Raw genomic sequence first — 25,529 nt, 5'->3', positions numbered from 1 at the left:
ACCAGTTAATTTGCGTTAAAAATCAAATTGTTGATAACCCTGTTAAAAGCTTAAGGAGGTAAATGTAAAATTAAGGTGATTAATTTTCGAACTTTACACCTCGCTTATTACCCACAACATTAACTTTATATTAACATGGAAATCACAGAAGTCATAAAAAGGGATTTTTCGACAAAACCTTTTCATTTACACAAGATTACAAATGCCATTTTAAAGGCTATGACAGCTGTAGAACATGGAGGTCCCAGTGAAGCTGAAACTATCTCTAATAATGTTCATTCAGCACTTTTAGAAAGAAAGCAAGCTGATATCAATTATATTCCTACAGTAGAGGAGGTTCAAGATTTTGTTGAGAATAAATTAATGGAAGGTGGTTTCTTTGATGTAGCAAAAGCTTACATTATTTATAGAAACGAACAGGCACAAAGAAGAAAGTCAAATGTGTTTGAAAAACGTGTAAATCTTAAGCCATATGAATACCCTGCATTATATGAATATGTATCTGCGATAAGACATTCATATTGGATCCATACAGAATTTAATTTCACGAGTGATATTCAAGATTTTAAAACGGGGTTAAACGATATTGAGAGAAACGCGATAAAGAATACCATGTTGGCTATTTCTCAAATAGAAGTAGCGGTAAAAAGTTTTTGGGGAGACATCTATCAAAAAATGCCAAAACCGGAAATTGGTTCTGTAGGTGCAACTTTTGCAGAAAGTGAGGTAAGACATCATGATGCTTATTCACACTTGTTAGAAATATTAGGATTGAACGAAGAGTTTAAAAATTTGAAGAAGAAGCCTGTTATAATGAAAAGGGTTCATTATTTAGAAACTGCTCTTAAGAACTCTAAGAGTGAGGATAATCAAGAATATGCAGAATCTGTGCTATTATTCTCTTTATTTATAGAACATGTGTCTTTATTTTCTCAGTTCTTGATCATTATGGCTTTTAATAAGCATAAGAACATGTTTAAAGGTATTTCAAACGTGGTAGAGGCTACCTCTAAAGAAGAGCAGATTCACGGTGATTTTGGAATTGATATAATAAATATTATTAAGGACGAAAATCCTACATGGTTCAGTAAAGAATTCCATGCGTCTGTACAAGAAATGTGTAAAGAAGCATTTGTATCGGAAAGTGATATTATAGATTGGATTTTTGAAGCCGGGGAAATAGATTTCTTACCTAAGAATTTGGTGAAGGAATTCATTAAAAAGAGATTTAACGATTCTATAGAAAGTATAGGAATCGAAAAAATATTTGACGTAGACGAAGAATTACTGTCGCAAACAGAATGGTTCGATGATGAAATAATCGGTACCAAACATGGCGATTTCTTCGTAAAACGCTCTATCAACTATAGCAAAAGAACACAAAGTATAACCAGTGACGACTTATTTTAAATGAACGATTCAAAAATTAAATTAGAGACTAGCATACAGGAAGAAGTAAAACTGAATGGTTCAAATGAACTGGTACAGGCTAGGAAAGAAGCGCTTAAAAGCCTAAAAGAAGATAAAGAACAAGGTTTTAAGTGGTTAAATGAAGATAGCCGTAACTTTTTAGGTTCTGGTTACTTATCACCGGGTATTTCTGCGGAAACTCGTATTCGTGAAATTGCTGATAGAGCAGAAAAGATATTGGGCATGCCTGGTTTTTCAGACAAGTTCTATGGCTATATGAGCGAAGGTTTTTACTCTTTGGCTTCACCGGTTTGGTCTAATTTCGGTAAAGAAAGAGGATTACCAATTAGCTGTTTTGGTTCTAACATCGCTGATGACATGGGTAACATTTTGTATACACAGTCAGAAGTTGGTATGATGTCTAAATTAGGTGGTGGTACATCTGGTTACTTTGGTAATATTAGGCATAGAGGAGCAGAGGTGAAAAATAATGGTAAAGCTTCTGGAGCGGTACACATTATGCAGCTTTTTGAATCTATGGTAGATGTTGTTAGTCAGGGTTCTGTTCGTCGTGGTCGTTTTTCTCCATATTTACCAGTAGAGCATGCAGATATTAAAGAATTTTTGGAAATTGGTACTGAAGGGAACCCAATTCAAGAGCTTACTCATGGTGTTACCGTAACTAATGAGTGGATGCAAGAGATGGTAGATGGCGATAATGAAAAGCGTTCTATCTGGGCTAAAGTATTACAGAGAAGAGGTGAAATGGGGTATCCGTACATTTTCTTTAAGGATAACGCTAACAATGGTGCTTCTGATGTGTACAAAGAAAAAGGGCACAAAATTCATGCAAGTAACCTATGTACGGAAATCATGTTGCCATCAAGTGATGAGTGGTCTTTTGTATGTGTATTATCTTCTGTAAACGTTCTTCATTATGATAAATGGAAAGATACGGATGCGGTAGAAACAATGGTATTCTTTTTAGATGCTGTTATTACCGAGTTCTGTGAAAAGTTAGAAGTTTATAGAGATTCAGAAAGTCGTGAAGATCGCCAAACGTTCATGTTCATGGAGCGTGCTTATAACTTCGCAAAAGATAACCGTGCTTTAGGTTTAGGGGTGTTGGGATGGCATTCATTGTTACAATCTAAAATGTTGCCTTTTAACAGTCAAGAAGCATATAATTTGAATAGTGAAATATTCAAAACAATAAAAGATAAATCATACAGCGCTTCTGCAGAGCTAGCCGAAAAATTTGGTGAGCCAGAAGTATTAAAAGGATACGGTAGAAGAAATGCAACCTTGAATGCAATTGCACCAACAACATCTTCTGCTTTTATTTTAGGTCAAGTATCACAAGGTATTGAACCAATATGGTCTAATACATATGTAAAGGATATTGCCAAAGTAAAAACTACTATTAGAAATCCTTTCTTGGTAGAGCTTTTAGAGGAAAAAGGAATGAATACTACAGCAGTATGGCATAGTATTCGTGATTTTGACGGATCTGTTCAGCATTTAGATTTCCTTTCAGACTTAGAGAAAGATGTATTTAAAACGTATTCTGAAATTGACCAGATGGATATTATCTATCAGGCAGCGAACAGACAAAATCATATTGATCAAGGGCAGTCAGTGAATATTATTGTTCACCCAGATATGCCGGTTAAAGAAATCAATAAGATTCACGTAACTGCATGGAAATTAGGATTGAAGTCATTGTACTACCAACATAGTATGAACGCGGCTCAAAAATTCAAGCAAAAGAAAGATTGTGCTAGTTGTGAGGCATAAGCCTTGACATTCTAAGAATAGAATTTAAATTGTAAGTCTGGTGTTTTAAACAATGTTTGTTTTAAACACCAGACTTTTTTTAGATTATTGTTGACGACATTAACTTTATAAAGACCTAGTTAAGAAGAGCATATACCTGTTTTGCAATTTCTAATTCTTCATTAGTTGGTATGACTAATATTTTAACCTTAGAATTAGTTGTATTTATTTCTCTAGTGTTTTTTGATCTTAATTCATTTTTTGAATCATCTAAATGAAAATTAAAATACTCCATATCCTTACAGACCAGTTGACGCATTAAACTAGAGTTTTCTCCTATACCAGCAGTGAAAATAATGGCATCTAACCCGTTCATAGAGGCGGTGTAGGCACCTATGTATTTTTTAATACGGTAGGCATTCATTTCAAGGGCTATGATACAATCTTTATTTCCTTTACCCGCTTCCTCTTCTATATCTCGTAAATCATTATATCCGGTAAGCCCCAGCATTCCGCTCTCCTTGTTTAAAAGTTCGCTTACTTCATCTAACTCATAACCAAGTGTTTTTACCATATAGAAGATGATAGCGTGGTCAATATCACCACTTCGTGTACCCATTACAAGTCCGTTAGAGGGTGCAAACCCCATACTATGATCTACACTTTTTCCATCTTTAATAGCGGTAATGCTACAACCATTTCCCAAATGAATGGAAATCAACTTGGTATTTTGATTGCCTAAATATTCATTCGCCTTTTCAGATACATATTTATGACTAGTGCCATGAAATCCATAGGCTTGTATTCTTTTTTCATTGAACAAAACATTAGGAACGGCATATTTTTTAGCTTTTATTGGTAACGTACCATGAAAGGCAGTATCAAAAACAACGATTTGTTTAGCAGATTCAAATATTTCTTCCGCCATGAGAATACCTTCTAAATTCGCAGGATTGTGTAAAGGGGCTAGAGGAAAGAGCGATTTGATTTTCTTCTTAACCTCTTCATTGATTAAAGTAGTGTCAACATAATCTTTACCACCATGTACCACACGATGACCAATGGCGTCAATGTCTTCTGTACTATTGATAACGCCCATTTCGGCATCAAGTAAAAGCGAAGTAATTCGTTCTAGACCAGCTTTGTGAGTTGCAATTTCATAGGTTTTTTCAACCTTATGTGTATCCGTTTTATAGGTAGAAATTGCTTCGGTACTGGCAATACGTTCTATAGTGCCTAGACATATTATTTTAGCCGAAGGCATTTCTAAAAGTTGATATTTTATAGAAGAACTACCAGAATTGATAATTAGAATTTTCATAAAAATGGTTTTAGAATCCTTCTGCTTGAATTGCAGTAATTATTACAGTATTAAAAATATCATCAACGGTACAACCGCGACTTAAGTCATTAACAGGTTTATTTAGACCTTGTAACATTGGTCCAATAGCTAAGGCACCAGTTTCTCTTTGTACAGCCTTGTAGGTGTTGTTGCCCGTATTCAAGTCAGGAAATATAAAAACGCTAGCTTGCCCTGCTACCTCAGAATCTGGCAATTTACTTAGTCCTACTTTAGCATCTACCGCCGCATCATATTGTATAGGACCTTCAACCTTTAAATCGGGTCTTTTTTCTTTAATGATTTCAGTTGCTTTTCTAACTCTGTCCACATCTTCACCAACGCCAGAAGCACCTGAAGAATAAGAAAGCATGGCTACTTTTGGTTCTATTCCAAATGCGGCACTTGTAGCGGCAGATGAAATGGCTATTTCAGATAATTGTTCAGAATTAGGATTAGGATTAATGGCGCAATCTCCAAAAACGGTCACTCTATTGGGTAGGCACATGAAAAATATAGAAGACACAATAGAAACTCCTGGTTTGGTCTTTATAAATTGAAGAGCCGGTCTAATAGTGTGTTGCGTGGTATGTACTGCGCCAGAAACCATACCATCGGCATGTCCTTTATGAACCATCATAGTGCCAAAATATGAGACATCCTCCATTAAATCTTTAGCCATTGCCAAGTTTACATTCTTATGCTTACGCAATTCAAAAAGGGTAGTGGCGTATTCTAAAAACTGATCAGATGTCGTTGGGTCGATAATGTCGATAGTATTGATGTCCAAATCAATATCTAGATCTGTAATTTTTGAGATAATCTGTTCTCTATTTCCCAAAAGAGTAATAGTAACGGCATCGGCATCTATTAACATTTTTGTTGCCATTAAAATTCGTTCATCTGTACCTTCTGGCAGAACAATATGTTTTTTAGAAGATTTTGCTTTTTGAAGAAGGTTATACTGAAACATTCTAGGAGTTATACCCTTAGCCTTGAAAGTAATTAACCGTTCAGCCAATTCTTTGGTAGGTACATGTTTCTCGAATTCTTGTATGGATGTCTGTATTTTTTCAGTGTTTTCAGCGTAAATACGTGGTCTAATGGTACCTATTTTGTTGGTGACATAGAACGTACCCCTTGCAACCGATAGAATGGGAATGATGTCAGAAAGACCTTCTATCAACTTTATAATGGATTCTTCCGGCAATAGACCTCCGGTTAAAACAATACCGGACAAGCTAGGATAATTACTTGAAATGTTAGCCTGTAGCGCACCCAAAATAATATCTGCACGATCACCAGGTGTAATAACCAAACTATCATCTTTTAAATGGGTGATGTAGTTACGTAATTGCATGGCACCCACACTAAAACTACCTGCCTGGTTATTTATATGATCTTTACCAAAAAGAACTTTGGCATCTAATTCTTGGGCAATTTCTTTTAATGTTGGGCTACCTAAAATAGAGTTAACAGGTATGGTGCCTACTAAAACATCATCGGGTAATTTTTCTTTTAATCCTTCAGAAACAATAGTGACATTTTCGGGTTGTACTTTATTGGCAACGATTAACAGTACATCTACACCTTTCTCTTTAAAAGAGTCGTAAGCCATGTAAAGATTACCGACCAATTCATTTAAGGTTTTATTTTTTCCGCTTGCTAGAATCACGGCTGGTATGCCTAAATTTTTAGCGATAAGCACGTTTATATCCCACTCAATAATTGCACCTTCTCCAGAAAAATCAGTTCCTTCAACTAAAACGAAATCGAACTTGTTTTCAATGGTTTTATACTTGTGTATAATATGCCCTACAATTTCGTCGTCTTTATCCTGGTTTTTTAATTGAACGACTTGGCTACGCGTGTATGCATAAGCTTCTTCTGATTTCATATCTACATTAAAGTAGCTTAGAACAGTATCAATGTGGTTATCGGTTTTGCCATTGGGGACATCGTCAATAATAGGTCTGAAATAGCCTACTTTGGCAGTTCTACCTAAAAGAAGTTGCATTAGGCCTAATGAGACAATAGATTTTCCACTATTGGGTTCTGTAGTAACAATATATATAGCTTTACTCACGTGTAAAAAGGATTAGTGTTTGACAAATTTATAGGAATATTTAAGGGTAAGGAACATCTAAGTTAAAATCTGACATTTTCTTTTAAAGTTTCTAATATTCTATACAGAATCTGCATGAATATAGTGTAGAACTCTATTTTTTAGGTTCAAAAGTATAGTACGAAGTCATTTTTAAAGATGACTTTAGTCATATTTCTAAGTATAGCAAATATATATTGTGATCATAATTAATATATCTTGTTTTTATCTATGTAATCATTGTATTTTTAATTTAGATGAACAGTGCCTTTGCACTAGCACAATTTTTAGTAAATGGTACGTTTAGCTATTAGTGTGTAAATTATTTTAATAACTATTTTCAAACAAATTTGTTGGTTATAGTTTCTTATGGTGTATTGATTAAATATTAAAGACTATGAAGCAATATTTAGTTCTAATAATGATGTTGATTTCTGGGGCAGGTTCAGTTTTAGCTCAAGACTGGAATACGGATTTTACAACAGCTAAAGAGCTTGCCGAAACTAATGATCTGCCAATAATACTAGTTTTTCAAGGTTCAGATTGGTGTGCACCTTGTATTAAATTAGATAGGGCAATATGGTCTACAAATGAGTTTAAAGAATATGCAAAAGAGCATTATGTAATGTTACAGGCAGATTTTCCTCGTAGAAAAAAGAATGCGCTGCCAGAGGAGCAATTGAATAAAAATAAGGTATTGGCTGAAAATTATAACAGACAGGGGATTTTTCCCTTTGTTGTGGTTATGAACGCCAATGGTGAAGTTTATGGTGAAACCAGTTACAAGAAACTGACACCCAAAGAGTATATAGAAGAATTGAATTCATTCATAAAATAGATTGAAGAAACTAACGCTCATAGTATTATTTTTTTCTGTTGGTATGCTGTATGCTCAGGAGCCCTATAAGCGTACCCTTAAATTAATGGGCAGCCGTTTTGATATTACCGTAGTGGCTAAAGATCCTGTTGAAGGCGATGTGTATATTGACATGGCTATCAGTGAAATAACAAGAATAGAAAAGTTGATTTCTTCTTGGGATTCAAACTCACAGACATCAAAAATTAATAGAAATGCTGGCATTAAGCCAGTGCAAGTTGATATAGAATTATTCAATTTAATACAACGGGGAATAGGTATTTCTAAACTGACAGATGGGGCTTTTGATATTAGTTATGCCTCTATGGATAAAATTTGGAAGTTTGATGGTAGCATGACCGTTATGCCATCAGAAGAGTCCATTAAGGCATCTGTTGCCAAAGTGGGTTATCACAATATCATTTTAGATAAAGAGAACCATACCGTTTTTCTGAAGTTAGCAGGAATGAAAATTGGTTTCGGAGCTATTGGTAAAGGGTATGCCGCGGATAAGGCAAAAGAGCTATTGAAATCTAAAGGCGTTGTTGCTGGTATCATAAATGCATCAGGTGACATGAATACTTGGGGAAAACAGCCCAATGGTAAAGAGTGGAAAGTTGCCATAACCAACCCTATGAATAAGAATAAGGTTTTTGCACTATTGCCAATACAAAATGGGGCAGTAGTAACATCTGGCAATTACGAGAAGTATGTGAATTTTAATAATATTCGTTATACCCACATAATTGATCCTAGAAGTGGTTATCCTGCAACGGGTATTATTAGTGTTACCGTATTTGCTCCCAAAGCAGAATTAGCAGATGCCTTGGCAACATCGGTATTTGTTATGGGTAAAGAAGTCGGCTTAAATAGAATAGAACAATTACCACAAGTGGAATGTATTATTATAGATGATAAAGGAAATATTATCACATCAAAGAATATAGAAATAGAAAAATCATGATGAAGAAGATTTTAATTTTTGCATTGATAGCAGCTTCTTTTACTAGCTGTACCGTGTTGAAGGAGTACGAAAAAATTAATATTAATGATCCAGATATGGTTTTGCAGGATAAAAAGGTAGACCGGAATTTAACCACTGCTCATTCTTACAGAGAAGCTGCAGCAGGTGCAAACGGAGGTAAAACTGGTGGTGGCTGCGGCTGTAATTAGTATAGCATATAATTTTTGTAAAATGAAGATATTTAAAATAACAGTTTCTTTAGCGGCTTTATTCGTGTTCACCATGAATTATGCTCAGCAAACTCAAGATTCTGTAAAAACATACAAAAAGCGTGTTTTAGAAACTACTGAGGTAGATTTCTTAACAAGTTACTATTCCCAAGATGGGGACAATGCTGCTGTAAGTGGTGGTTTGGGTACGGAAGAGTTGACAGATTTTACAGGTACTTTAATAGTGTCTATTCCTTTAAACGATGACGATGTTCTTACCATAGATGCCGGTGTTTCAGCATATACCTCGGCTTCTTCAAGTAATATTGGTCCTTTTGATGGTAGTGATCCTGCAGATCCGTTTGTAGCAAGTTCTGGCGCTTCTAGTTCAGATACATGGACAAATCTTACAGGTTCGTATAGTCATAGCTCTGATGATAGAAATACGATAATTTCTGGTAAACTATCCGTATCATCAGAATACGATTATTTTTCTTTAGGTTTCGGTGGTGGATTAACAAAGTTATTTAATGAAAAGAATACGGAGGTTAGTGTAAATGCTAATGTCTATTTAGATAGCTGGACGGCAATTTATCCTACTGAATTGAGACCTTTTGCAAGTGGAGCAAATGGTTTAGCGAACGGACTATTTAGTAATAATACAATTACGGGTAATACCAATTACAGCCCCATATTCAATGAATTTTCTGATGAAACAAGAAATTCTTATTCCGTGGGGTTCGGTTTTTCTCAAATTTTAAGCAAGAATCTACAAGGTTCATTAGCGTTAGATCTTATTCAGCAAGAAGGTTTGTTGTCCACACCTTTTCAAAGGGTTTATTTCAGCGATGTCGCAGATTCGTTTATAGATAATTTTCAATTGGCAGATGCCATAGAGCAATTACCGGATACCAGATTTAAGGTTGCTGCCGGCGGTCGTTTAAACTGGTATATTAATGAAACGGTGGTTGTAAGGAGCTTCTATAGGTATTACTATGATGATTGGGGTATAAACTCCCATACAGCAAGTTTAGAGGTGCCTATTAAGCTTACAGGTAAGTTTACGGTTTATCCCTCGTATCGATATTACCAACAAACGGCGGCAGATTATTTCTTTGGTTATGAAGAAGCACTTTCTACAGATACGTTTTATACCTCAGATTATGATTTGTCAAAATATTCGGCAAACCAATTTGGTATGGGCGTTTCTTACACAGATATTTTTACGAAAATGCATATCTGGAAATTGGGACTTAAAAGTATTGATTTGAAGTTTTATAAATATGATAGGGATACAACCTTTAGTTCTAGTATTATCACCGCGGGATTTAAGTTTGTGATGGATTAAAATATATGATGATTGATATACAAAAAGCTGGTCTATAGACCAGCTTTTTGTTTTTATGATATGGTTTTAATTTCTGGTTCGTTCAGAATTAACCAAAAGAAATAGTTAACTTTTCAAGCGTATAAAGCTGTAATAAAATTTGATTTTGATGGAATTGAGAAAAGAATATGACCTTATTTGTGTAGGTGCGGGTATCATGAGTGCTACGCTGGCATTATTGGTAAAACAGTTAAAGCCAGATCTTAATGTGCTGATCGTTGAACGATTAGATAAAGTAGCTCAAGAAAGTTCTGCAGCTTGGAACAATGCCGGCACAGGTCATTCTGCCTTATGTGAACTTAATTATACACCAGAAGATGAAGATGGTCATGTCAATATTAAAAAGGCAATAGACATTTGTACGCAATTTGAAACCTCTAAACAATATTGGTCTTTTTTGGTAGCAGAAGGACTTATTAAGGATCCAAAATCATTTATTACTCCGGTACCACATCACAGCTGGGTAAAAGGGAAAGATAATGCCGACTACCTTGAAAATAGATTCAAAGCTTTTAAAGAGCATTTTATGTTCAATACCATAGAGTTTACAAGAGCAGTTGAAAAGATGCAGCAGTGGTTTCCGTTGATGATGCACAATAGAACCGAAGATGAGGTTATGGCGGCTTCTAGAATTAATAGAGGAACAGAAATGAATTATGGTTCCTTAACAGCCCAATTATTCGATATACTAGAAAAACAATATGATACTAAAGTATTGTTCAATACCGAAGTAGAAGATATTGATCCCGATCATGATGTAGACTGGTTGGTAAAAATGGAAAATCTGAACACAGGTGCTAAGAATACGGTAGATGCCGAACATGTTTTTATAGGTGCTGGCGGCGGTAGTTTGTTATTATTGCAAAAAGTAGAGATTGAAGAAAAGGATGGTTATGGTGGTTTCCCGGTAAGCGGGGAGTGGTTGGTATGTAAAAATCCAGATATAATTAATCAGCATAATGCCAAAGTGTATAGCAAAGCAGGTATTGGAGATCCACCAATGTCGGTTCCTCATTTAGATACACGGTTTATCAACGGTAAAAGAGAATTGTTATTTGGTCCGTTTGCAGGTTTTAGTCCTAAGTTTTTAAAGGAAGGCTCGTATTTAGATTTATTGAAATCTATCAATTTTGATAATATACCATCAATGTGGGGTGTGTTTTGGCACAATTTACCGCTAACAAAATATTTGGTAGAACAAGTAGCTATGAGCTTTGAAGATAGAATGGATTCGTTAAGAGTATTTCTTAAAGATGCCAAAAATGAAGATTGGGAAATTATGGTTGCCGGGCAGCGTGTGCAGACCATAAAGAAAGATGAGTTTGAAGGTGGCTCATTAGAATTTGGTACACAGCTAATAAGCAGTAAAGATGGTAGAATTACGTGTTTGTTGGGGGCATCGCCAGGTGCATCTACATCGGTGAAGATTATGTTAGATGTACTTGAAAAGGCATTTCCAGAATTAACAACATCTGAAAAAGGAAAAGAACAATTGAATAAAATGGTGCCTTTTTATAAAAAAGAAGTTACCAAAGAATTGTTTGATGCTCAGCTTGAAAGCGTAACCCAGGTTTTAGAATTGTAGACACCTTATTTTATTTAAGATAGTTTTATGCTTAATAGCACTAAGTCAACACAATAAAAAGATAGTACTTGCATTATCATTATTCAGAGCAGATACTTCAAATAGAAAATGCGGTTTAATTTCTTATTATTTTTTCTTTTCATAACTAGCTTTACGGCACAAGCGCAATTAAGTGATTTGGCTCGTTTAGATTTTACATTTATTCCTAATAAAGGGTCAGATGTAGAATATACGCGATCAAGATTTCTTGTCAATTACCCAGTAAAACTTAAGAAAGAAGGGCAGTATTTATTTTTAGGAGTTGATTATAGCAACGTTCATCTTCGCTTTAAAGATGATGAGCTTCCTTTTGATAGGGAGTTATTAAATGATTTTAAAATTCTAGACTTCACCATTGGTTTTACAAAACCGTTAAAAAATGATTGGCGCCTAGGTGTACGTTTTCAACCAGGCATTAGTACTAACCTTACTGCTAAAAGTTTAAATGCCCATGACTTGGTTTTTTCAGGAGATGTTGTATTTATAAAAAAGTTTGAAACTGAAATAGATAAGCCATCTCGTTTAATTGTCGGATTATCTTATTCACAAAATAGGGGCTATGTATTTCCATTGCCTTTCATTAGCTATTATAAAAATTTTAGACCAGATTGGTCTTTTAATATTGGTATCCCAAAGTCAAATTTACAGTATCATTTATCAGATAAACACCGGTTTAAATTATTTGGACAATTAGATGGTTTCACTTCTAATTTACAAAATGGTGCATTGGTAAATGGCAACGAATATGCAGAAATAATAAATATGTCCTTAATTAATGGTGGTCTACAGTATGAGTATCATTTTACGGATCATTTACAATTAGACTTACGTGCTGCCTATAATTTTAGTCTAAATAATAAATTAAAAGACGGTAGCAACAACACCTTACTTACTATAGATAATGATTCTAGAAGTTATTTAAGAGCAGTGCTAAGGTTCAAGATATAATTAACTAATGGAAAATAAAAACGCCGAAATCTTAGATTTCGGCGTTTTCGTTTACAATAGCATAAGGGCGTTAGCCAATTACTGATTTTTCAGTAATAAATGGTTGATTATAATGTCTTTGACCTGTTGCTTTGTATAGGGCGTTTGCTAAAGCTCCAATTATAGGTGGTAAAGAAGGTTCTCCTAACCCGGTAGGGTCTATTCCATTATCCACAAAAAAGCTTTCAATTTCTTTTGGTGCTTCTTTATGTCGTATTAAGCGATACGTATCAAAATTCTTATGTTGAGGTTTACCATCTTCAAAAGTCATCTCACTATACGTAGCGTGACCTATACCATCAATGATTCCGCCTTCAATTTGATTTTTTGCAGCCATTGGGTTAATGACAATTCCGCAATCTACGGCACACCATACTTTATTAACCGTTGGTGACTTTGTATCGCTAGACATGTCTAAAACTTGCGCAACGTAAGAGTTGTGGCAGTAGTAAGCTGAAACACCTCTGGCGGTACCGTTCTTTTGATTTCCATCCCAACCAGCTTTATCTCTTACTAACTTAAGTACACCCGCATAACGTACAGGATCGTAGTCGTTCTTTTCAGGTTCGCCAACAGGATCTTTAATCGCCCTGTCAAATAAATTCAATCTAAACTCTATGGGGTCTTTACCCGCAGCTTCGGCAACTTCGTCTAAAAATGCTTGTTCGGCACCGGCAACAAAGTTAGAGCGTGGCGCACGCCAAGCACCTGTGGTTACATTTGTTTCTAAACTGAATTTTTCAGCTAGGTAGTTATCGACGGCACCTGCCGGAAATCTATTTTCAAAAAGTAAATCATCATTAGATCCAGCACCTTTTACGTGCCATGCAATTAAATTACCTTCTTTGTCTAAACCTGCTTTATATTTTACTTTATATGTTGGACGGTAGGTACCTTGGGTCATATCATCTTCACGCGTATACACCAATTTTATAGGTGCTTTCATCTGTTGGGAAATTACTGCAGCTTCCACACCGAAAGTTCCATACAGACGACGACCAAATCCGCCACCCATACGGCTCATTTTAATATCAATTTTTTCAACTGGCATTCCTAGTCTAGAAGCCAGTGTCTTTTCTAAAAACTCAGGAGTTTGTATAGGTCCGTTGAACAAAGCCCTTTCAGCGGTAACATCTGCATAAAAGTTCATTGGTTCCATGGTATTGTGCGCTAAAAAAGGAGCACTGTACGTACGCTCTATAACCTTATCCGCTTTTTTAAATGCACTAGCTACATTACCATCTTTACGAGCAGGCTGTTTTGCGGACGTGTTCAATAGTTTAGTCAATGCTTCATCATGTCCTTCTGTACTTTCTAAAGCAGAAGATTCTTCCCATTCCACATTCAATGCCTTTTTAGCCTGCATACATTGCCAAGTAGATTCACCAACAATAGCTACAAGCTTATTAATGGCACCAGCATCAGACCATTGTTTCTCTGTATCATCTTTATACGCATCAATTGGGAAAACATCTTTAATACCTGGCATAGATTTTACAGCATCGGCATTCATTGATTTATAGGTCATGCCAAACCCAGGTGGGTGAACGATCATGGCGATCATCATTCCTTCTTCTTGAATATCAATACCGAATAAAGGTTTCCCGGTAACAATATTTGGACCATCAACATTTCGTCTATCGGTACCTATGATATCAAAATCATTTGTTTCTTTAAGTTTCACCTCTTCAGGTACGGTCATCGTAGCTGCTTTAGAAGCCATATCACCAAATCCGGCTGAGTTGTTTGATGCGGTATGAGTTATAACACCTGCATCAACCGTAATTTCAGAAGCATCAACCTGCCATGCGTCTGCAGCTGCGGCAACTAACATATGTCTAGCAGTAGCACCTGCCATTCTTAATCCAGACCAACCAACACGGATAGATTGACTACCACCTGCCAATTGTCTTTGAAAAATATCGGTATTCAAAGGGGCTTGCTCTACAATTACATTTTTCCAATCCACACCAAGTTCATCTGCCACGATCATGGGCATAGAGGTCTTTACATTTTGTCCTATTTCTGGGTTAGGCGACATAATAGTCACCATACCGTTGTCGCCAATTTTAAGAAAGCTGTTGATATCAAACCATTCTTTTGGTATGTTACTAACTTGTTCTGGGGTAGGTTTACAAGATGCTAGCCAACTAAATCCTAAAATCATACCACCACCGGCAAGCGTACCGCTTTTTAAGAAAGAACGTCTATTATATGTTGTTTTAATAAGTGTCATCTGTTTGTTTTTTGAAGGTTAAAATCCCAACATTGTGGGGTTATAATTACGCGTTAGAAATACTTGAAGCATTTTTAATTGCTTTTTTGATTCGCGTATAAGTACCACAACGACAGATATTACCGTTCATAGCATCTTCAATTTCAGTATCTGTAGGATTAGGATTTCGTTTTAAAAACGCACTGGCATTCATAATCTGACCTGCCTGGCAGTAACCGCATTGGTACACATCTTCTTCTAACCAAGCCTTTTGAACCAGATGATCTCCGTTTTCAGAAAGACCCTCAATAGTTGTGATGGATTGTTCCCCAACGGCAGAAACTGGTAGCTGGCAAGAGCGCACGGCATTATCGCCTAAATGAACGGTACATGCACCACATTGGGCAATACCACAACCAAATTTTGTACCTACCAATTTTAAATGATCTCGTAATACCCAAAGCATTGGTGTAGTGGGATCTACATCTACTTCTTTGGTTTCTCCATTAACTTTTAAACTGAAATTTGCCATTCGTTTTTCCTATTTGTTTGAGTTCTTTGAAATTAGGTATTTTTTAGATAAAAGTGGATAATTTAAGAACAAATAATCTTTAAGTTCTATTTTAAATGTGAATACTATCGAAATATAAAGAGGTCTGTAACATTCAGAAAACTAATACACGCTATATTTTGATGTATGTTCATTTAAAAATGTCGCTTTCGATTTACATTTTTGACTTAAAACCGAAAGAGTTATTTAATTTTTGAATTGTGCTATTCTAAGATTACCCGTGAAAGTATTTTTATCAATATGGATAATCCTTGTTTTCTGCTTGGATATTAATTGATTATATATGATAACTCAAAATATTTCGGACACGGTTTCTGAATCTATTATAAGCACCGTAGGTAATACTCCTTTGGTACAATTAAATAAAATATTCAAGCAAAGTACATTCAACCTTTTTGGTAAGCTTGAAGCGGCTAACCCGGCCGGAAGTATTAAAGACAGAACTTCCCTTTTTATATTACAACAAGCACTTGCAGATGGTAGAATAAAAAAGGGAGATACGGTTATAGAATCAAGTTCAGGAAATATGGCGGTAGGTTTGGCTCAGGCATGTTTATACTATGGTCTTAAATTGATTGTAGTTGTGGATCCAAAATTAAATTTACACACAGAGAAAATTCTAAGAACATATGGTGCTCGTATAGAAAAAGTTACAGAGCCAAAAGAGAATGGTGGTTTTCTAGCGGCAAGATTAGAGCGAGTTCAATATTTATTGATAAGTATTCCTAATAGCTTTTGGTCTAACCAGTATGGCAATAAAGACAACCCGTTAACCCATCATAAAACCATGACAGAGATCATGGATTCTTTGGAAGGAGAATTAGATTACTTATTTGTGGCTACAAGTACCTGTGGAACATTGATGGGCTGTGCAGATTATATTAAAGAAAACAACCTAAACACTAAGATAATTGCAGTAGATGCCGTTGGTAGTGTTTTATTTGGTGGTCCACCATTAAAGCGATTAATTCCGGGGCATGGGGCAGGCGTACCTTCCCAATTTTTAGATACTAATAAGATTCATGATCATGTTTATGTAGATGATGTTGACTGCGCAAGAGGGTGTTGGTCGTTGTTAGAAACCGAATCTATTTTATGTGGAGGTTCATCTGGCGGTATGATCAGTGCCGTTAAAAAGTATAGCAAAAAAATAGAAGCAGGTAGTAATTGTGCCTTGTTTTTATGTGATCGCGGTGAGCGTTATTTAGATACTATTTACAATAGAGATTGGTTGTTGAAAGAATTGCCAGAAAGTAAAAACGCATTTACTCCGTTAGGAGGGTGGTAGGTAGCATAATTTATGAATGATAATAACTTATATAAAGTTGGTATTATAGGTTTTGGACCTAAGGGATTTTATGGTTTTGAAAGATTGATAGCTTATTTAAATGAAGCTGATATTTTAAACGATATACAAATTCATATTTTCAATACTACCGAATTTGTGGCATCTGGTGATGTATATAGAACAGATCAGCCGGAATATTTAATAATGAATTACGCCAACCGTAATATCAACAGTTGGGTATTGCAGGAACCTTTTTCAATTGCTAGTGCTACACCAGACTTTATAACATGGTTGACGGCAAAGGGCCACACCAATGCGGCTCCAGGGAAATATGCTCCAAGAGCAGTGGTAGGAAGTTATTTAGTGGATTGTTATAGATTGCTATTAGAGCAGTTACCAAAGAATATAAAGGTGATTACGCATATTGGTACGGTAACCAATATGATAAAAAAGAATCATAAATATCAGGTATTTTATACGGAGGGGAAAAGGGGCGCGCAAGAAGCTGTTGTTTGTAATAAAGTCCTATTTACAACAGGTCACCATTCTTTTAAGACTCAAAAAAACCAAAGTGATATTTCAGATAATAAGATTGATTTTATTTATCCTACCAATGAAAAATTAAAGCATATCTCTTCACCATCTTTGGTAGCAATAAAAGGTTTCGGTTTAACGGCAATAGATGCAATTTTGGCTTTGACAGAAGGCAGAGGGGGGAATTTTGAAAAAAATGATATCGGCGATTTAAAATATGTTTCTTCAGGGAGAGAGCCTCATAAAATATACCCATTTTCAAGAACAGGTTTACCTATGATACCCAGAAATGGTTCACCTATGTCAGAAACTGAATTACATTTTTTTACCAAAGAGATTATAGCAGAATTAAAACAAGATAGGTCTATTAGTTTCAATTGTTCGCTGCTGCCTTTAATCAAAAATGAATTTTATTTTGCCTACTACAATGTACTTTTTAATAATTACGGTCATCAATTCTATTTCGATGAAGATTTTACGGTAATTGAGAAACAGGTGAAATATTTTCATGAGGACTATCCAGACGCTCCTGTTTTCAATTGGGAAACTATAGTAAATCCGTTTAAAGAGAAGTCTGTCTTATCAACTGATGAAATACAAAATTACATGCAGTATTTGATTGATGAGGTTAAAAATGGAGAAGAAAAAAGTCCGCTCATGTCAGCTGTTGCCACATGGCGTAAAATCAGTCCTATTTTCAATGAGCTCTACAGTTTCGGAGGTTTAGATGCGGTTTCGCACAGGGAGTTTGATTCGTATTATTTCGGCTTGTTCAACCGCCTATCTTACGGTCCGCCAGTAAAGAACGTGCAAAAAATGTTAGCCCTGTGTAAAGCTGGGTTTTTAGATTTTACTTATGCTAAATCCGCAACTATTTCAATAGACGATTTCGATAGTAATTTTAGTCTATATATGGAAAACGGACAGAGAACGGAGATAAATTATTTTGTAAATGCTACGATTTCTAGGGCAAAGGAAGGCGGGTTTAAAAATGAACTTTATCAGAATTTATTGAAAAATGGACTAATTCGTGAATTCGAAAATAAATCAAAGACTAGTTATAAACCAGGTTGTATAGAAATTAATAAAGCCGGAAATGCTATAGACGTTAATGGTCATGTCAACCATGATATTTCATTTTATGGAACACCTACAGAAGGCATAACCTTTGACAATGATACCCTGTCAAGAACCCGAAACGATTTTGCATCGGTTTGGGCAAAATATGTTTGTGGAGCAATTAAAGAGAAAGATGAAAGAATTGAAAATTATAAAAGACAAGAACATGTATTTTAAGGGAAAACCTGAATATCAATTAACCCCAAAAACTTCTGACTGGATGCATGAACTATTTAATGACCAAGCGGTTGTTAGAGGTTTGGTGGAAAGATATGGTTCTCCGATAAATATACATCACTTACCATCTTTCAATAAAAATTGTGAAAACTATCAGCAGGTTTTTCAATCTTACGGATTGAAATATAGAATTTTTTATGCCAGAAAAGCGAATAAATCCAAAGGTTTGGTAAAACAGGCATTTGTATCTGGTATAGGTGTAGATACCGCTAGTTTTAAAGAATTGGAACAGTCTCTGGCATTGGGCGGAAATGCTGAAAATTTAGTACTGACTGCAGCCATAAAGACCGAAGCACAGATAGAACTGGCAATAAATAATGGAGTACCTATTATTTTAGATAATGAAGATGAATGTAGATTGACCCAAACTGTAGCCGCTAAATTGAATAAAAAGGCAAATGTTGGCTTTAGAATTAGCGGATTTGAAGTAGACGGTGAGAAACTTTATAGTCGTTTTGGATTTGATGTAGATGAGGTGGTAGGTTTTATTGCTTCTTACGTAGGTGACGGTAAAACTTTTGATTTATTAGAAGTAACCGGACTGCATTTTCATTTAGATAGTTATTCTACACATCAACGAAGTCTCAGTTTAATTGTTAGCATTCATATTGTATCAGCTTTAAAGGAAAAAGGATATCCTATTTCCTTTATTGATATAGGTGGCGGTATTTTAATGAATTATTTAGAGGATGAGGAAGAGTGGACCAATTTCAATGAAAAATTAAAGGACGTAGTATTAAATCAGAACAATGATATTACGTTCAATCATAACGGATTAGGCTTTAGATTGGAAGATGGTAAGTTAAACGGAAAGCTCAATACCTACCCGTACTTCAATAAAATAAATAAAGGTTCCTTTATAAGAGAAGTACTGGATTTTACGGATGATGTATCCAGATTATCGGTAGCATCTTTATTGCTCAAAAATGATATAGAAATACGCATTGAACCTGGTCGTTCTTTATTGGATCAAGTAGGTATGACGATAGCTAAAGTCATCCACAGAAAAAAAGATGCAAGAGGACAATGGTTGGTAGGTCTAGAAATGAATATGAGCCAGATGATGAGCTCTAGCGCAGATTTTCTATTAGATCCATTTATGCTCTATAATTCTGAAATTGAAGGAAATGAACATGTAGATGTATATTTTACAGGAGCTTATTGTTTGGAAAGAGACGTATTGTTGAAACGAAAAATAACCCTACCAAGATTGCCGGCAATAGGGGAGTATGTAGCCTTTGTAAATACGGCAGGTTATATGATGCACTTTTTTGAAACGGAAGCACATCTTTTTGAATTGACTACCAATTTAATTTTTACCGGGTCCAATGAAAAATTATCGTTCTTTCAGTTTATAGATGATAATAAAATCATGCTAGAATAGTATTATTAAATGCATCAATAACTAAGCGTTTAAAGACAAAGCGAATATTGGGTATTAGGTAAATTGTATAAAAACAAATTATCATGAAAACACAAGCATATTTAGCCTTCAACGGCAATTGTCAAGAAGCATTGAACTTCTACGGAAACCTATTCGATGCAGATATTAAAAACAAACAAACATACGAGGATAAGAAAATAGATGTACCGTCATCTTTTCGTCAAAAATTACAACACGCAGAATTAAAAGGCAAAGGTGTGCATTTTATGGCATACGATGCTGCACCGGATACACCATTGAATAATGGAAATCAGATTAATATGAGTGTTGATACCAATAGCTTAGATGAAGGGAAACAGTTATTTGAAGATTTGTCTAGTGGAGGACAAATTCATCACGAGTTTAGAGAACGAGAATGGGGACATTTTGGAAGATGTACCGATCGCTACGGTATTGGGTGGATGGTCAACGTAGATAAATAGACTATTCTTTAAGAACATTAGAAATAAAAAAAACTAAAGTATCGAGGCTAGGCTCTTAAAGGGTACAGTCTCGATTTTAAATTAAATATAATTATGGATATAATATATGAGTACGATGGTGTAACTGCCAGTGATAGATTAGAAGGGTATATAGAAGAAAAGGTAAATAAACTACACACAAAATTCGACGATATTATTAGAGCAGATGTTTTTCTAAAACAAGAGAACACATCATCAGATGAAACAGGTATGATTTGCAATATTAGATTAAGCTTACCTGGTCCAAGAATTTTCGCAGAAGCCAGCAATCAAAATTTTGAGGAGTCGGTTAATGAGTCCGTCAGTGAATTGGAACGACAGCTGAAAAAGCGAAAAGATAAAATGAAAGCTTATTAATGAGCATAAAAAAGCCCTTGCAAATTGCAAGGGCTATTAAGTTTATTGGGAAATGATTTTAGATATGAGTTTCTAAAATTTCAGTAGTTTCTAAATCATTTTGCAATAATTCTTTCTGTGCTCTAATGATTTCCTTTAAACGGTGTGGCATCATAGTTTCAGCTAAAGCCTTGTCGTAATCATCTATGGCTGCTTTATCGCCTCTTACAGCTTCTTCCAACATGGCTTCATCATTATCTTCTGCAAAGAATGCTTTTACATCCATCCATGTTCTATGCAAAGTACCTGCTGCACTACCTTCAATTTCGACTCTTCCTAAATCTAGTTCTGGCACCGCTGCTCTAAGTTCTCTTAAAAACGTCATGCGGTCCACTACTTTTTTTTCAAAGTAGCTTTTAATTCCTACTTGTTTAGAATTTTCAGATGCTTTCTCAAATCCTTTAATGGCATCTTCATTTTTACTTACCAAGTCTTTTAAATGGTCTTCAATTTTCTTTATATCAGTATTCATATATTAAATTTTAGTAGACGGTTACGCCTATGATTAAACAAATTTTCTATAAGCAAGATACAGGCATTAGACGGCATTGCTTAGTTATAAAAAATAGAACTTTTGCTGTATTGAATAAACAAGTAAATACTATAGTATTAAAGAGCTATTGACATACCATTTCAGTGGATAGAGTTAAGCTAAAAAACGGTTGAATGTTATTTTGGACGAGAACAATAAAAAAAAGATTATGGGATTATCACCACTATTTGGAGTAGCAAAATTATTAGTAAGAAGTAGAAAATTGAAAATGGCAGCGGTAGGCCTACAATTGGCATATTTAGGTTATACCTACATTTCAGATAAAAGAAAAAATAAACAGGTTAGAAAATAAGCTAATAATTTTCATAAATATCTGATTTTAAAGTAATTGTATTGATTTTTCGATTTAATTGTTTATTAAATTTTTAAAAACCTATGAATTTTTATTAATAATCAATTGAATGAGTTACAAGACCTTTGGAGTATTAATCCCCAAAATCTAGTAACATGAACAATTCAATTAAAATTAGCCTTTTGTTTGCTTGTATGGCAACCATGGGCTATGGCCAAGATTTGGCCTACAATGACAACAGTACAAGTTTTCAACAAAGAAAGGTTGAAGAAGTAACTAACCGTACAGAGAACTACAATAAACTAAAGACTCTTGGTTTTTCTGATGCAGAAATCTTTGAAGATTTAGGCAATGCCAATTTCCTGACCAAAAAATATGCAAATGCATTATACTGGTACGGTAGGCTTATGGAAATTTCTGAAGATGGTACATTGAAGAAGAGCTACCAGAAAAGATTTGACCATGCAGTATCACAATTAGGTAAAGAAGTACAAAATGAAATAGCCGATGAAAATTGGACGGAGTTGGTAAAAGATGATTACAAAATGACACGTTCAGTTGTGCCATCTAGACTTACCTCTAATAATAGAAGAAACTTTTTACCGTGGGATGACCAAGGTTCTGTTAAAGAGTTTGCATCTAACAATGCTACCCCAACAAAAACTACTGGTGAGTATGCACCACCGGTAGCATTGACAAATGGAGGAAGAACTGCATATTATAGTAAAAAAACATACCAAAAGCCCACAACAGGTTTGTTCTCAAAAAAGAAAGAAATACACAAAATTTATAAAGCCGATAAAGTGGGTGGTGAGTGGAAAAAAATTACCGAAGTGGCTGTTTGCCCAGGTGATTATTCGGCAAAACATCCGGCGATATCACCAGACGGTAGTCGATTATTCTTCGCGTCAAACATGCCGGGTACTTTTGGCGAGTATGATATTTATGTAGCAACAATTCAAAAAAACGGTATGTTGGGTCAAGCTAAAAACTTGGGTTCAAAAGTAAATACAGCGAAGAATGATGTTCTTCCAAATCCTATTTCAAATGGTAGTTTGGTTTTTGCGTCAGATGGTAGAGATGGTTATGGTGGCTTAGATGTCTATATGGTAGAAGTTGGGCAACGTAGCGTTGGTCTAGCAGTAAATATGGGCAATACAATCAATAGTTCTTATGACGAGTACTCGGTAAATCTTTTACAGAGCGATGGTTCTGGTTATGTAGTGTCTAACAGAATGGCACAAGGTAAGCATACGCAAAATGTAGCTTTCAATTTAAGTGATAAGCCTATAAATGATAAAGATAGAGACGATCGCTTCTTAGAAGCCTTTAACTCAGATAGACAGACACAGTATTCTAGTTCTGTATTTGAAGATGAATAACCACCCATTATTCATTTCCCCCAATTCAAAGACAAATTCAAATTTAATCGTAAAAATCAATCGTTATGGAAAGTCCTTATAAAATCAATAGTTTTCTTATTGCTTTATTCTTATTGGCTCTTGTCCAAACAGTAAAAGGTCAAGAAACCAATGCAAATTTAGGATCAAGCAGTACGTACCACAACCAATTATTCTTCAACAGGTTTTTTATAAACCCAACGTTCTCTTTGGTACGTGAGAACAAATCATATTTAAACATTCTACATAGAAATCAATATGCAACCTTTGATGATAATAGCCAAAACTATTTTCTAGGGTTCAGCAACAAATTAAACGAAAATACCGCAGTAGGTATTGGTGTTTACAGTCAGTGGTCTGGCGTTGTGCAAGAATTTGGATTCAATGCCAACTACGCATCATCAGTACAATTAGGAGAGAAATCTGTTTTAACCTTTGGTACCAACGTTACTTATTTTAATCAAGGTTTGGATAAAAATAGAATTGTAGTGAGTGAAGACGATCCACAATTGGCAGATGCACGTAAAGAGAGTAAAATTGCCATACAGCCAGGTATGAACTTGTCTTTAGGTAAGTTCGATTTCGGTTTGTACGCAGAAGACCTTTTAAAATACAATCAAACAACGAACGAATTTTTAACCGAATTGTCTACCAAGAGTGTAAAGGCATCGTTACAGTATACTCATTCATTTGAACATTCAAGAGGACTATTTGAAAAAGCCCGACTAATGCCAATGGCGCAAGTAGGTCAGAATTATGATGGTAGCCTGTATTACTTTGGTTCCTTGTTATTAGACATGCCAAACTACGGCTGGTTACAAACTACGGTAGATGAAGAGTATGGTGTAGCGGCAGGCGTTGGTTTTAACCTTAGTGAGAAAATGTCTCTAGGTTATTTAATGGAGAAAGACTTATCAAATGAAGATGCCAATTTAGGTTGGAATCATGAAATAACTTTAGCCTATAAATTTAAAGATGATGATTTGGCGATATCGGTAGCAGATAATTCATCAGACAATCAAATAGATAATATAGTACGCAATTATGAAGAGCAGATAGCTCATTTAATTGAAGAACGTGATAATGCAAGAAAATCTGGTCGTAAGAGACAAGAGGCAACTGCTAACTCATCTGCTCCAGTTTCAGAAAGCAGCTTAGCCTATGAGAACAAGATTATATTAGATGAATTGATTCTACGTCAAGATTCTATAGAGGTAGAAAGAATAGCAGCATTTGAAGAACGATTCGAATTAATTGTTAGAATGTTACGTAATGATATTGATACGACAATCAAGAGTTCTTTACAAGACTTTAGTGTAGAGGAAAACACATCTTATGCTTCAAATGATCTAAATGATGACACCATGGATTTTGTAACAGAACCTGAAGATGCATTTGCAACGGCATCAGCATCAAAAGCAACTTCGGTAACAACTACAACAGCGGCGGCTGAAAAAGCATCAAGAAGAGCGAATTTTAAAGAATTACCATCCACAAGAGATAACTTTAAACAGATGCCCGTAAAGATGATGGTAGATTCTGATGTTATAGATATGAACTCTGGTTACTATGTAATAGCAAATGTATACAGCCAAACGAAGTATATGAATGCGTTTATGAAAGAATTACGAGAAAAAGGATTAGATCCAAAGCAATTCTACAATAAGGAAAATGGTCTGTATTATGTATACTTAGCAGACTACGATTATAAGAACGATGCACAAATGGCAGCAAGTACGGATTTAAACGGAAAATACAATCAAGAGAAATGGATCATGCAAGTAAGCGAAACAACGGCGACTGCATCTAATACTTTTGAAGATGATGATATAAGTATAGAGTAACATATTAAAAATCTATAAGCCTTTACGGTTATATGGTTGATTTGAATTGTCAATAAAAGGAGGGGTTGTTGTCCGGGGGGATAACTGGGTTCCCTCCTTTATTTTTTGGTTTACAATTGTGGTAATTCTCGGTTTTAACTTTATGTTAACTATCGACGAATTACCTTATTTTTTATAAAAAGTTGGTATTTGAACGAAAATTCTTATGTTTTCATCGGGTATATTATATTAATATATATATTTCGATCACCAAAAAGATTCAAACCCAATTGTATAACCCCAAATCCCCCCACAACCATGAATGAATTTTACCTACTAAATTCCGGTTTCAAAACACATTTTTTTCTTCACAAGATTTCTATCATTTTAGAACTCCGAAATCTCATTAATCCAAAGTTTGGCAAACGCCTAGGTTTTCAGAATTGACTCATTAGCGTTAATCCGTTTTTTGATTTAATTTTTACTGAACAATTGCGAAGTACAATCTCCCTATTTTGATTGTTTTTCAGGGCATTCTTT

General features: G+C 35.1%; 21 protein-coding genes. 16 read left to right on the top strand and 5 right to left on the bottom strand.

From position 1 onward, the window contains the following. Window positions 1–135: 135 nt before the first annotated feature. Window positions 136–1,410 carry a ribonucleotide-diphosphate reductase subunit beta gene (locus P177_RS13470; RefSeq protein ID WP_036155550.1) on the top strand — a complete coding sequence of 425 codons (1,275 nt, stop codon included), beginning with the start codon at window positions 136–138 and terminating at the stop codon, window positions 1,408–1,410. Further along, complete coding sequence (locus P177_RS13465; RefSeq protein WP_036155549.1) at window positions 1,411–3,207, top strand: ribonucleoside-diphosphate reductase subunit alpha; 1,797 nt, start codon at window positions 1,411–1,413, stop codon at window positions 3,205–3,207. Between the two features lie 115 nt (window positions 3,208–3,322). On the opposite strand, the gene P177_RS13460 is transcribed toward P177_RS13465, so the two are convergent. After that, window positions 3,323–4,507, bottom strand: coding sequence for an acetate/propionate family kinase (locus P177_RS13460; protein WP_036155547.1), 1,185 nt, complete (start codon window positions 4,505–4,507; stop codon window positions 3,323–3,325). Window positions 4,508–4,517: 10 nt separating this feature from the next. Continuing rightward, window positions 4,518–6,611 carry a phosphate acetyltransferase gene (gene pta, locus P177_RS13455; protein WP_036155545.1) on the bottom strand — a complete coding sequence of 698 codons (2,094 nt, stop codon included), beginning with the start codon at window positions 6,609–6,611 and terminating at the stop codon, window positions 4,518–4,520. 415 nt (window positions 6,612–7,026) lie between these two features. Between pta and P177_RS13450 the strand changes: the two genes are divergently transcribed. From P177_RS13450 to P177_RS13425, 6 genes are all read left to right on the top strand, one after another. Further along, the gene (locus P177_RS13450) at window positions 7,027–7,467 is read left to right on the top strand and encodes a thioredoxin family protein (protein WP_036155543.1); all 441 of its coding nucleotides are present in this window, start codon (window positions 7,027–7,029) and stop codon (window positions 7,465–7,467) included. Window positions 7,468–7,510: 43 nt separating this feature from the next. Beyond that, window positions 7,511–8,449 (top strand): FAD:protein FMN transferase, encoded by a 939-nt coding sequence (locus P177_RS13445; protein WP_084684760.1) that lies wholly within the window; start codon window positions 7,511–7,513, stop codon window positions 8,447–8,449. Further along, on the top strand, window positions 8,446–8,658 hold the full coding sequence (locus P177_RS13440; protein WP_036155539.1) for a DUF4266 domain-containing protein: 213 nt from the start codon (window positions 8,446–8,448) through the stop codon (window positions 8,656–8,658). The genes P177_RS13445 and P177_RS13440 overlap by 4 nt, the downstream gene beginning before the upstream one ends. Window positions 8,659–8,680: 22 nt before the next feature. Further along, the gene (locus tag P177_RS13435) at window positions 8,681–10,006 is read left to right on the top strand and encodes a DUF3570 domain-containing protein (RefSeq protein ID WP_036155537.1); all 1,326 of its coding nucleotides are present in this window, start codon (window positions 8,681–8,683) and stop codon (window positions 10,004–10,006) included. A gap of 148 nt (window positions 10,007–10,154) precedes the next feature. After that, window positions 10,155–11,630: a malate dehydrogenase (quinone) gene (mqo, locus tag P177_RS13430; protein WP_036155535.1), complete on the top strand. Its 1,476-nt coding sequence runs from the start codon at window positions 10,155–10,157 to the stop codon at window positions 11,628–11,630. Between the two features lie 108 nt (window positions 11,631–11,738). Continuing rightward, a complete protein-coding gene (locus P177_RS13425) occupies window positions 11,739–12,617 on the top strand; it encodes a DUF6268 family outer membrane beta-barrel protein (protein WP_036155534.1) in 879 nt (292 codons plus the stop codon). A gap of 70 nt (window positions 12,618–12,687) precedes the next feature. Here P177_RS13425 and P177_RS13420 read toward each other — a convergent pair whose 3' ends face one another. Next, the gene (locus tag P177_RS13420) at window positions 12,688–14,892 is read right to left on the bottom strand and encodes a xanthine dehydrogenase family protein molybdopterin-binding subunit (RefSeq protein WP_036155532.1); all 2,205 of its coding nucleotides are present in this window, start codon (window positions 14,890–14,892) and stop codon (window positions 12,688–12,690) included. A 46-nt stretch (window positions 14,893–14,938) separates the two neighbouring features. After that, entirely contained in the window at window positions 14,939–15,403 is a 465-nt protein-coding gene (locus P177_RS13415) for a (2Fe-2S)-binding protein (protein WP_036155531.1), read from the bottom strand. 322 nt (window positions 15,404–15,725) lie between these two features. On the opposite strand from P177_RS13415, the gene sbnA reads away from it, so the two are divergent. The 5 genes from sbnA (at window position 15,726) to hpf (ending at window position 20,882) form a co-directional block, all read left to right on the top strand. Beyond that, complete coding sequence (gene sbnA, locus P177_RS13410; protein ID WP_036155529.1) at window positions 15,726–16,730, top strand: 2,3-diaminopropionate biosynthesis protein SbnA; 1,005 nt, start codon at window positions 15,726–15,728, stop codon at window positions 16,728–16,730. 12 nt (window positions 16,731–16,742) lie between these two features. After that, a complete protein-coding gene (locus P177_RS13405) occupies window positions 16,743–18,560 on the top strand; it encodes an FAD/NAD(P)-binding protein (RefSeq protein ID WP_036155527.1) in 1,818 nt (605 codons plus the stop codon). Next, complete coding sequence (locus P177_RS13400; RefSeq protein WP_245233044.1) at window positions 18,517–20,004, top strand: type III PLP-dependent enzyme domain-containing protein; 1,488 nt, start codon at window positions 18,517–18,519, stop codon at window positions 20,002–20,004. The genes P177_RS13405 and P177_RS13400 overlap by 44 nt, the downstream gene beginning before the upstream one ends. Before the next feature lie 83 nt (window positions 20,005–20,087). Then, on the top strand, window positions 20,088–20,486 hold the full coding sequence (locus P177_RS13395) for a VOC family protein (RefSeq protein WP_036155525.1): 399 nt from the start codon (window positions 20,088–20,090) through the stop codon (window positions 20,484–20,486). A 93-nt stretch (window positions 20,487–20,579) separates the two neighbouring features. Continuing rightward, the gene (gene hpf, locus P177_RS13390) at window positions 20,580–20,882 is read left to right on the top strand and encodes a ribosome hibernation-promoting factor, HPF/YfiA family (RefSeq protein ID WP_036155524.1); all 303 of its coding nucleotides are present in this window, start codon (window positions 20,580–20,582) and stop codon (window positions 20,880–20,882) included. A 58-nt stretch (window positions 20,883–20,940) separates the two neighbouring features. Here hpf and P177_RS13385 read toward each other — a convergent pair whose 3' ends face one another. Further along, on the bottom strand, window positions 20,941–21,393 hold the full coding sequence (locus P177_RS13385; RefSeq protein WP_036155523.1) for a ferritin-like domain-containing protein: 453 nt from the start codon (window positions 21,391–21,393) through the stop codon (window positions 20,941–20,943). Window positions 21,394–21,622: 229 nt separating this feature from the next. Between P177_RS13385 and P177_RS13380 the strand changes: the two genes are divergently transcribed. The 3 genes from P177_RS13380 (at window position 21,623) to P177_RS13370 (ending at window position 25,010) form a co-directional block, all read left to right on the top strand. Beyond that, window positions 21,623–21,766: a hypothetical protein gene (locus tag P177_RS13380; protein ID WP_157486566.1), complete on the top strand. Its 144-nt coding sequence runs from the start codon at window positions 21,623–21,625 to the stop codon at window positions 21,764–21,766. A gap of 155 nt (window positions 21,767–21,921) precedes the next feature. After that, complete coding sequence (locus tag P177_RS13375; protein WP_051941840.1) at window positions 21,922–23,148, top strand: TolB family protein; 1,227 nt, start codon at window positions 21,922–21,924, stop codon at window positions 23,146–23,148. Between the two features lie 65 nt (window positions 23,149–23,213). After that, the gene (locus tag P177_RS13370; RefSeq protein ID WP_036155521.1) at window positions 23,214–25,010 is read left to right on the top strand and encodes a PorP/SprF family type IX secretion system membrane protein; all 1,797 of its coding nucleotides are present in this window, start codon (window positions 23,214–23,216) and stop codon (window positions 25,008–25,010) included. Window positions 25,011–25,529: the final 519 nt, after the last annotated feature.

This window comes from Maribacter forsetii DSM 18668 (genome assembly GCF_000744105.1).
Taxonomy (GTDB): Bacteria; Bacteroidota; Bacteroidia; order Flavobacteriales; family Flavobacteriaceae; genus Maribacter; species Maribacter forsetii.
This window is presented reverse-complemented; position numbering and strand designations above follow the sequence as displayed.

What these genes read in the sequence shown, in the direction of transcription:
- P177_RS13470 (WP_036155550.1), top strand. Translation starts at nt 136, where the DNA reads ATGGAAATCACAGAAGTCATAAAAAGGGATTTTTCGACAAAACCTTTT.
- P177_RS13465 (WP_036155549.1), top strand. Translation starts at nt 1,411, where the DNA reads ATGAACGATTCAAAAATTAAATTAGAGACTAGCATACAGGAAGAAGTA.
- P177_RS13460 (WP_036155547.1), bottom strand. Translation starts at nt 4,507, where the DNA reads ATGAAAATTCTAATTATCAATTCTGGTAGTTCTTCTATAAAATATCAA.
- P177_RS13450 (WP_036155543.1), top strand. Translation starts at nt 7,027, where the DNA reads ATGAAGCAATATTTAGTTCTAATAATGATGTTGATTTCTGGGGCAGGT.
- P177_RS13445 (WP_084684760.1), top strand. Translation starts at nt 7,511, where the DNA reads ATGCTGTATGCTCAGGAGCCCTATAAGCGTACCCTTAAATTAATGGGC.
- P177_RS13440 (WP_036155539.1), top strand. Translation starts at nt 8,446, where the DNA reads ATGATGAAGAAGATTTTAATTTTTGCATTGATAGCAGCTTCTTTTACT.
- P177_RS13435 (WP_036155537.1), top strand. Translation starts at nt 8,681, where the DNA reads ATGAAGATATTTAAAATAACAGTTTCTTTAGCGGCTTTATTCGTGTTC.
- mqo (WP_036155535.1), top strand. Translation starts at nt 10,155, where the DNA reads ATGGAATTGAGAAAAGAATATGACCTTATTTGTGTAGGTGCGGGTATC.
- P177_RS13425 (WP_036155534.1), top strand. Translation starts at nt 11,739, where the DNA reads ATGCGGTTTAATTTCTTATTATTTTTTCTTTTCATAACTAGCTTTACG.
- P177_RS13420 (WP_036155532.1), bottom strand. Translation starts at nt 14,892, where the DNA reads ATGACACTTATTAAAACAACATATAATAGACGTTCTTTCTTAAAAAGC.
- P177_RS13415 (WP_036155531.1), bottom strand. Translation starts at nt 15,403, where the DNA reads ATGGCAAATTTCAGTTTAAAAGTTAATGGAGAAACCAAAGAAGTAGAT.
- sbnA (WP_036155529.1), top strand. Translation starts at nt 15,726, where the DNA reads ATGATAACTCAAAATATTTCGGACACGGTTTCTGAATCTATTATAAGC.
- P177_RS13405 (WP_036155527.1), top strand. Translation starts at nt 16,743, where the DNA reads ATGAATGATAATAACTTATATAAAGTTGGTATTATAGGTTTTGGACCT.
- P177_RS13400 (WP_245233044.1), top strand. Translation starts at nt 18,517, where the DNA reads ATGAAAGAATTGAAAATTATAAAAGACAAGAACATGTATTTTAAGGGA.
- P177_RS13395 (WP_036155525.1), top strand. Translation starts at nt 20,088, where the DNA reads ATGAAAACACAAGCATATTTAGCCTTCAACGGCAATTGTCAAGAAGCA.
- hpf (WP_036155524.1), top strand. Translation starts at nt 20,580, where the DNA reads ATGGATATAATATATGAGTACGATGGTGTAACTGCCAGTGATAGATTA.
- P177_RS13385 (WP_036155523.1), bottom strand. Translation starts at nt 21,393, where the DNA reads ATGAATACTGATATAAAGAAAATTGAAGACCATTTAAAAGACTTGGTA.
- P177_RS13380 (WP_157486566.1), top strand. Translation starts at nt 21,623, where the DNA reads ATGGGATTATCACCACTATTTGGAGTAGCAAAATTATTAGTAAGAAGT.
- P177_RS13375 (WP_051941840.1), top strand. Translation starts at nt 21,922, where the DNA reads ATGAACAATTCAATTAAAATTAGCCTTTTGTTTGCTTGTATGGCAACC.
- P177_RS13370 (WP_036155521.1), top strand. Translation starts at nt 23,214, where the DNA reads ATGGAAAGTCCTTATAAAATCAATAGTTTTCTTATTGCTTTATTCTTA.